The sequence below is a fragment of the Isoptericola sp. NPDC057391 genome (assembly GCF_042668085.1).
Lineage (GTDB): Bacteria > Actinomycetota > Actinomycetes > Actinomycetales > Cellulomonadaceae > Isoptericola.
Map to the genome: position 1 here is coordinate 1 of NZ_JBHVBO010000190.1, position 7,453 is coordinate 7,453.

Here is a 7,453-nt window from a genome sequence, read left to right on the forward strand (position 1 = left end):
AAGTGCGCCGGGCCGCGAGGTAGTTCACTACCTCGCGAGACTCGAACTACCTCGGCAGTTTTCGAACTACCTCGGCAGATCCTGCACTACCTCGGCGCGAGGGTGATGCCCAGGGCCTCGAGGACGGCGTCGACGGGGTTGCAGTAGGTCAGCCCCGTCCCGTCGGCCCCGCCCGTCTCCGAGCCGGCGAAGAGCAGGCCGAGCGCGACGCCGTCCTCGCGGTAGACGAGCGAGCCGGAGTCGCCGCCGCGCGAGAACGTGCCGCCGGTGCCCTCCACCTCGATCTGGTTGTCGAAGGACAGGGCGCCGAGCTCGTCGCCGTACCCGACGACGACGTCGTCCATCTCGATGGCCGTGACCCGGCCCTGCGTGTGCGCCGTCGTGCGACCGATCTTCGCCACCGCCTCGCCGCCCGCCGCGACGGCCGTGGTGGTCACCGCGCCCACCGGGTACGTCGGGTCGATCTCGATCCCGTCGTCCAGGAGAGCGAGCGCGGCGTCCACCGTGGCCGGCTCGCCCGGCATCAGCGGCACCACCTGCGCGAGGGTGCCCACCCGGTCCTCGGGCGCTCGGCCGCCGTCGGCCGGGCCCGGCTGCACCACGACATCGCCCACCTGCGCGGACGGCGACCCCGCGAGCACGTGGAAGTTGGACAGCACGTACCGCCCGGCGTCGTCCGCCTTGACCACGAACGCGCCGAGCGTGCCCGCGGTGACGTCCACGTGGGCGATGGAGACCCCGGGGCGCAGCGGCCGCACCCGGTCGGTCTCCCCGAGCGCGCGGGCCGTGGCGACCGGCGGGCGGACCTGCGCGCCGAGCGTCCGGATACGCCCGGTGCGACGGACGTCGACGGCGTCCCCCGCCTCGGCGGCCAGCTTGCGCACGAACGACCGCGCGGTCGGGACCCCGAGCCGGTACCGCACCGCGATGCCGTACTCCCCGTCGCCCCGGGGCGCGAGGCCCAGCGAGAGCGTGGGTGCGCGGACCACGTCGGCGGGGGTCGCGTCGTCGCCGACCGCGTACGGGCTGGCCGGCACCCCGTGCTGTTCGGCCAGGTCACGGGCGAAGTCGCTGAGCTGTGCCTTGGTCTCGCGCGCCTGGGTGAGGTCCATGCGGCGAGTCTGGTGCAGGCCGGTGACACACTCGATGTCACAAACCGGCGAGTCGGACATCCCTCCCCTCGTGAGACCCGCACCATCCCTGCTCGCGCCCGACTTCGACGACGTCCGACGCGCCCTCGCCTGGGCCCTCGACCACGACCTGGACGCCCTCCTCGAGCACCGCCAGGTCGCCCACCTGGGCAACGCCGCACGCCGGCGCGCCGACGCCCTCCTCGTGCTGCGGTGGCAGCGCGCCGCCGCGCGCTGCGCGGAGTCTCTCTGCTGAGCCCGCGCCGCTGATCAGGCGCGCAGCAGCCGCCGCACGCCGAGCCGGCGACCGCGCGCGGTGACGAGCGCCGCGAGCGCCAGTCCGCCGAGGCCCCAGAGCACGAGCAGCGTGACGCCCATCCCGAGGCCGCCGGCCGCGGGCACCACGACCGCCGTCAGGGCGTCGCGCGCGGCGCCGATCGGCAGCGCGTCGACCAGCCCCTGCAGCGCGGCGGGCACGGTCGCGACGACGCCCGTCGCGATGAGCAGGACGGCGATCAGCAGGCTGATCCCGCGCCCCAGGTTGCCGAGCCAGCCGAGGAAGCCCTGGTGCACGGCGACGAACGCCACGGACGCGACGGCGCCCACGAGGATCGCCCCGACCCAGCCGCCGGCGTCGAGCTTCTCGACCGCCGCGAGGATCACGCTGACCAGCGCGCCCGTGCCCGCGCCGACGGCGGCCGGCAGCCAGAACGCCGACAGCGCCAGGCGCACCGAGTCGCGTGTGGAGCCGAGGGCCCGCGCCACGACCGGCGGGAACACCGTCATGAGGGCCAGCGCGCCCAGCCACAGCGCCACGACCGCGAACAGCGGGCCCGACGCTCCCGTGCTGATGCCGGACGCCGACGGCGCCGCCACCGGCTCCGCGACCACCGACGCGAGCGTCTGACGCTCGTCGTCCGTGTACGTCGGGATCTGGCTCGTCGCGTCGTCGAGGCCGGAGGCCAGGTCGTCCGCGCCCGACGCCAGCTGGCCGACGCCGCCCGCCAGGTCGCCGGCCCCGGTGGCGAGGTCCGCGTTGCCCGACGCGAGCTGCCCCACACCCGACGACAGGTCCGTCGCGCCCGACGCCACGCCCGACGCACCCGTGGCGAGCTGGCCGACCCCGCTCGAGAGCTGGGACGCCCCGGTGGCCAGCTGGTCCGCGCCGCCCGACAGCTCGCCCGCACCGGACGCGACGCCGTCCGCGCCGTCCGCAACCTGCGACGCCCCACCCTGGAGCTCGCGCAGGCCCTTGGCCAGGTCGCGGTTGCCGTCCGCCAGGCCCGCGGCCCCGGCAGACAGGCCCTCGAGACCTGTGACCAGGCCCTGAGCGCCTTCGGCGGCCGCGGCGAGCTTTGCGCGCCCGTCGCGGAGCTTCTTGGTCAGGTCGCCCAGCCCGCCGGCACCGAGCGCGTCCTGCAGTTCCACCAACTGCGCACACCCCGGCGCCTTCGCGTCGGCAGCGCAGCCGAGATCGGTGAAGGCCCGGGCGAAGGCGGCCTCGGTCGCCGCGTTCGCCTCCGTCAAGGCGGACGACAACTCGTCGGCCGACGGAACGGCTGCTTCGGCGTCCGCCAGGCCGTCCGCGAGCGGCCTGACCTCGGTCGCCATGCGCTGGGCACCGGCGGCGAGGTCGTCGCCGCCCTTCGCCAGGTCGTCGGCGCCTGCCGCGCTCTCGCCGATGCCGCCGGCGATGCCGCGCGCGCCGTCGGCCACCTGCGAGGCGCCCGAGGACAGCTGTCCCGCGCCGTCCGCCAGTCCCGACGCGCCGGACGCGACGCCCGACGCGCCGGACGCGGCGGTGGAGGCGCCGTCGGCGAGCTGGCCCGCCCCGTCCGCGAGCTGGCCCGCGCCGTCGGCCGCCTCGTCCGCGCCGTCGGCGAGCTGCCCCGCCCCGTCGGCCAGCTGGTCGGCGCCGTCCTGCGTCTGGCCCGCGCCGTCGGCGAGCTGCACGGCGCCGTCCTGCGCCTGCCCGATGCCGTCGGAGAGGTCGTTGAAGCCCACGAGCACGTTGTCGACGTACGTCTCGGTGAGCGTGCTGGACATGACGGACGTCGCGGTGGCGGCGACGACGCGGGCGAGCGCGTCGTCCGCCACGCGGCCGCCGGGCGGGGTGCTGACGTCGATGGTGGCCTGCCGGGCCTCGGACGGATCGTCGTTGCCGTAGGACGTGGCGGCCGCGGAGAAGCCCTCCGGGATGGTCACGACGGCGGCGTAGGTGCCGTCGGCGAGGCCGTCGGCGGCCGAGTCCTCGTCGGTGATCGTCCAGTCGAAGTTGGTCGCGTCGTCGGCGGGCCGGGCGGCCTTCGCCCCCTCGGCGGTCTCGCCGCCGCTGACCAGCCCGGACGCGAGCTGGCGGCCCAGCGGCACGGTCTGGCCCTGGACCTCGACCGGCTCGTCGAGGTTGACGATGGCGGCCGGCACCTGGTCGAGCCGGTCCTGCGGGTTCCACAGCGCGGCGAGCAGCAGCCCGAGCACCATGATCGGCAGCAGCGCGACGGCGGCGATGCGCCAGGGGTCGCGGCGCGTCCGGGTGGCGATGGTCGGGGCGGTCATGCCCGCACCTCCTGCACGTGGGTGTCACCCTCGATGGGGTTGTCGATCTCGTCGGTCGCGTCCGCCCCGCGGCCTTCGGCCTCCGCCGGCGCGGGGGTGTGCTCGTCGCCCGGCGCGGGCGGCGGCACGTCCGCCCCGGTGAGCACGCTCGGCGCGCCCCAGCCGGCGCCGACGTCGAGGACGGCGACCTCCCGGCCGGTGCCGTCGTCGAGCAGGTCGGTCGCCGAGACGCCGCTGGCGCCCAGCAGCACCGCCGTCCCGCCGCGCTGCGCCCGGGCGAGCGCGCCGGCGAGCGCCTCGCGGGCGGGGCGGTCGGCGACGGCGTCGGTGCGGTCCACGACCACGACCCGCGCGCCGTCGCGCACCGCGGCGTCGACCGTCGCGGCGGGGCGGCCGTGCTCGGCGAGGGCGTCGACGACGGCGACGCGGCCGCGCACCGTCATCGCGCGCTCGGGCAGCACCAGGCCGGTCACCTTGACCGCGCCGGCGTCGGGCGACATGCGCCCGGCGAGGGCGAGCAGCAGCGCCGACACCGGGGCCGCGGCGTCGCCGTGCACGCAGAGCGCGCCGCCGTCGGGCACGCGCACGCTGACCGGCCCCACGACGGGGGCGTCGCTGCCGTCGGGCCCGGCGACCTCGAGGTCGCGCGCGGCCACGGCGTCCGTGTCGTCGGGCTCCGGCCACGACGCGAGCCGCAGCTCCTTCGTGAGGCCCTCGCCCTCGACGTCGAACGTGGGCAGGATGCGGTCGAGCCAGCGCGGCATGTGCCAGGCCCGCTCGCCGAGCAGCGCGAGGACGGCGGGCACGAGCGTCATGCGCACGACGAACGCGTCCACGAGCACGCCGACGGCGAGACCGAGCGCGATGGGTTTGAGCGTCATGTCGCCCTCGGGCACGAACGCGACGAAGACGGCGAACATGATCACCGCCGCGGCCGTGACCACCTTGGCCGAGCCGAGGAAGCCGGTGCGCACGGCGCGGCGGGCGTCGCCGCCGTGCACGTAGTCCTCCCGGATGCGGGAGACGAGGAAGACCTCGTAGTCCATCGCCAGCCCGAACAGCACGCCCATGAGGATGATCGGCATGAAGCTGATCACGGGGCCCAGCTTGGTGACGTTGAGGGCCTCCGCGAGCACGCCGTTCTCGAACACGAGCGTCACCACGCCGAAGGCCGCGCCGACCGACAGCAGGTAGCCGAGCGAGGCCTTGATCGGCACCCAGATCGAGCGGAACACCATGGTCAGCAGCACGAGCGAGAGGCCCACGACGACGAGGCCGAACGGCAGCAGCGCGGCGCCGAGCTTGTCGGAGACGTCGATGCCGACCGCGGCGAAGCCGGTGACCGACAGGTCGACGCCGTACTTCTCCAGGTAGTGGTCGTGGTGGTCCCGGATCTCGCTCACGAGGTCCTTGGTCTCCTGCGACGTCGGCCCGCCCTCCGGGACCACCTGGACGATGCCCGTGTCGGCGGACGGGTTCGGCGTCGACAGCGGGACGTCGGCGACGCCGGGCAGGTCGGCGATCTCGTCGCCCAGCTCGTCCATGAGCGTCACGGGGTCGTTGCTGGTGACGATCGAGCCGGTGACGATGAGCGGGCCGTTGAAGCCCTCGCCGAACTCCTGGCCCACCAGGTCGTAGGTGACGCGGGCGCTGTTGTCCTCCGGCAGCGTGCCGGCGTCCGGCAGCGCGAGGCGCAGGTTCGTGGCCGGCCAGGCGAGGGCAGCGATGGCGCCCACGATGAGCACGATCGTCAGGAGCGGGAAGCGGGTGGCGCCGCGCACCCAGCCGTCGAAGAACCGGTTGTGGTGGACGCCGTCGGCCGGCGCGGCGGCACGCTTGGCCTTCCCCTTCGGCTTGCGGGCGGAGCGCGGGGCGCGCGGCCGCAGCCGCTCCCCGGCGAGCGACAGCAGCGCGGGCAGCAGCGTGAGCGAGACGAGGACGGCGATGCCGACGGCCACGGCGGCGGCGACGCCCATGACGGTGAGGAACGGGATGCCCGCGACGCCGAGGCCCACCAGGGCGATCATCACGGTGAGGCCGGCGAAGATGACGGCCGAGCCCGCCGTCGCGGTGGCGCGTGCGATCGACTCGTCGACCCCGAGCCCGGCGGCGAGCTGCTCGCGGTGCCGGGACACGATGAACAGCGCGTAGTCGATGCCCACCGCCAGGCCGAGCATGAGGCCGAGCATCGGCGTCGTGGAGTTGATCGGGCCGAACACCGTGGCCGTGAGCAGCAGGAGCATCGACACGCCCACGCCCAGGAGCGCGTTGACCAGCGGCAGGCCGGCCGCCACGAACGAGCCGAGCGTGATGATGAGGACGACGAGCGCGACCACCACGCCGATCGCCTCGATGATGCTCAGGTGCGGGAACTCGACGCTGAACAGCTCGCCGCCGAGGCTCGCCTGGGAGCCGGCCGGCAGCGCGGCGGCAAGGTCGTCGCTCGCGGTGCGCAGCGCGTCCTTGGTGTCCTCCGTGATGACGGACTGGTCGCCGTCGAGCTGGATCGTCAGCAGCGTGGCCGTCTCGTCGTCGTTGACCGACGCGGCCATCTGGTCGTCGTACGGGGAGGTGACGGCAGCGACCTGGTCGAGCTCGCCGAGGTCGTCGACCGTGTCCTCGATGGGTCCGCGCATCGCGTCGTCGTCGATCGTGGAGCCGTCGGGCGCGACGACGATGATCTGCGCGGAGGACCCGCTGACCTGCGGGAACGTGGCGGACAGGCTGTCGAGCGCGTCCTGCGACTCGGTGCCCGGGATGGTCACGGAGTTGTCGAAGCCCTGGTAGAGCAGGCCGGCCGCGCCGCCGACGACGGCGAGCACCAGCACCCAGCCGATGACGACGAGCCGCCGGGCCCGGGCGGCCCAACGGCCGAGGGAGTACAGGACGGAGGACACAGGCTCTCCCGGGACGACGGAGCAGGGGTTCGATACGTCACTGTATCCGATGCACGAACGTATCCGATACGTCGCCGTATTGGCTAGAGTGGGGCCGGCCGGGCACGGCGCCCGCACCGGGCCGGTACCGGCAGCATCCCGAGGAGGACCCCCTGACCACCGAGAGCGCGACTCCCGACGAGGCTACGGTCGGCCCCGGCCGCTCGCCCCGGCGCGAGCGCACCCGCGAGCGCCTGCTCGACGCCGCCTTCGAGGTGTTCGCGCAGGTGGGCGTGCAGGCCGCGTCGATCGAGGCCGTGTGCGAGGCCGCGGGATTCACCCGCGGCGCCTTCTACTCGAACTTCGCGAGCAAGGAGGAGCTGTTCCTCGCGCTCACGGAGCGCGAGGCGCGCGGCCACCTGGGCGCCCTCGAGCGCGCGGTGACCACCGTCGACCCGGCGGCCCTGCAGACGCCGGAGGGGTTCCGTGCCACCGTGCGCGAGGTCATCGCGTCGGTGCTGCCCGACCAGGCAGCGAAGGCCTCGTGGTGCGTCATGGAGCTCGAGTTCGAGCTGCTCGCGCTGCGGGACCCGCAGATCGCGCAGCGGTACGTGGACCAGCAGCAGGTGCTCCGCGGGGAGATGATCGCCGCGCTCAACCGCGTCATGTCCGCCCTCGGCCTGCGCTTCGCCGTCGACGAGCACGTCGCCATCGACCTGCTGCTCGGCGCGCACGAGGCCGGCCAGCGCGCCGCGATGCTCCCCGCCGAGTCCGCCCGCAAGGACGCCAGCGCGATGCTCGAGGTCCTCGTGGACCTCATCGTCGCGCCCGCCTGAATCCCGCCCGCCGCCGGACGACCGTTGTGGGTGGGATCGTGGCCCTGTTTCGCGG

5 protein-coding genes are annotated in these 7,453 nt (G+C 74.8%); 2 read left to right on the forward strand and 3 right to left on the reverse strand.

The features are described 5' to 3' along the window. Positions 1–86: 86 nt before the first annotated feature. Complete coding sequence (locus tag ACFUVW_RS17925) at positions 87–1,112, reverse strand: hypothetical protein (protein WP_430572664.1); 1,026 nt, start codon at positions 1,110–1,112, stop codon at positions 87–89. 70 nt (positions 1,113–1,182) lie between these two features. Between ACFUVW_RS17925 and ACFUVW_RS17930 the strand changes: the two genes are divergently transcribed. Further along, a complete protein-coding gene (locus tag ACFUVW_RS17930) occupies positions 1,183–1,386 on the forward strand; it encodes a hypothetical protein (RefSeq protein WP_430572665.1) in 204 nt (67 codons plus the stop codon). Positions 1,387–1,400: 14 nt separating this feature from the next. Here the strand turns inward: ACFUVW_RS17930 and ACFUVW_RS17935 are convergent, their stop codons facing one another. Beyond that, positions 1,401–3,686: a YhgE/Pip family protein gene (locus tag ACFUVW_RS17935; RefSeq protein WP_430572666.1), complete on the reverse strand. Its 2,286-nt coding sequence runs from the start codon at positions 3,684–3,686 to the stop codon at positions 1,401–1,403. Next, positions 3,683–6,583 (reverse strand): efflux RND transporter permease subunit, encoded by a 2,901-nt coding sequence (locus ACFUVW_RS17940; protein ID WP_430572667.1) that lies wholly within the window; start codon positions 6,581–6,583, stop codon positions 3,683–3,685. The genes ACFUVW_RS17935 and ACFUVW_RS17940 overlap by 4 nt, the downstream gene beginning before the upstream one ends. A 266-nt stretch (positions 6,584–6,849) precedes the next feature. Here ACFUVW_RS17940 and ACFUVW_RS17945 point away from each other — a divergent pair, with 266 nt between their 5' ends. After that, positions 6,850–7,398, forward strand: a complete 549-nt coding sequence (locus ACFUVW_RS17945; protein WP_430572668.1) for a TetR/AcrR family transcriptional regulator — start codon at positions 6,850–6,852, stop codon at positions 7,396–7,398. Positions 7,399–7,453: the final 55 nt, after the last annotated feature.

Excerpts from the sequence above, each read along its gene's own strand:
- ACFUVW_RS17935 (WP_430572666.1), bottom strand. The coding sequence starts at position 3,686 with ATGACCGCCCCGACCATCGCCACCCGGACGCGCCGCGACCCCTGGCGC.
- ACFUVW_RS17925 (WP_430572664.1), bottom strand. The coding sequence starts at position 1,112 with ATGGACCTCACCCAGGCGCGCGAGACCAAGGCACAGCTCAGCGACTTC.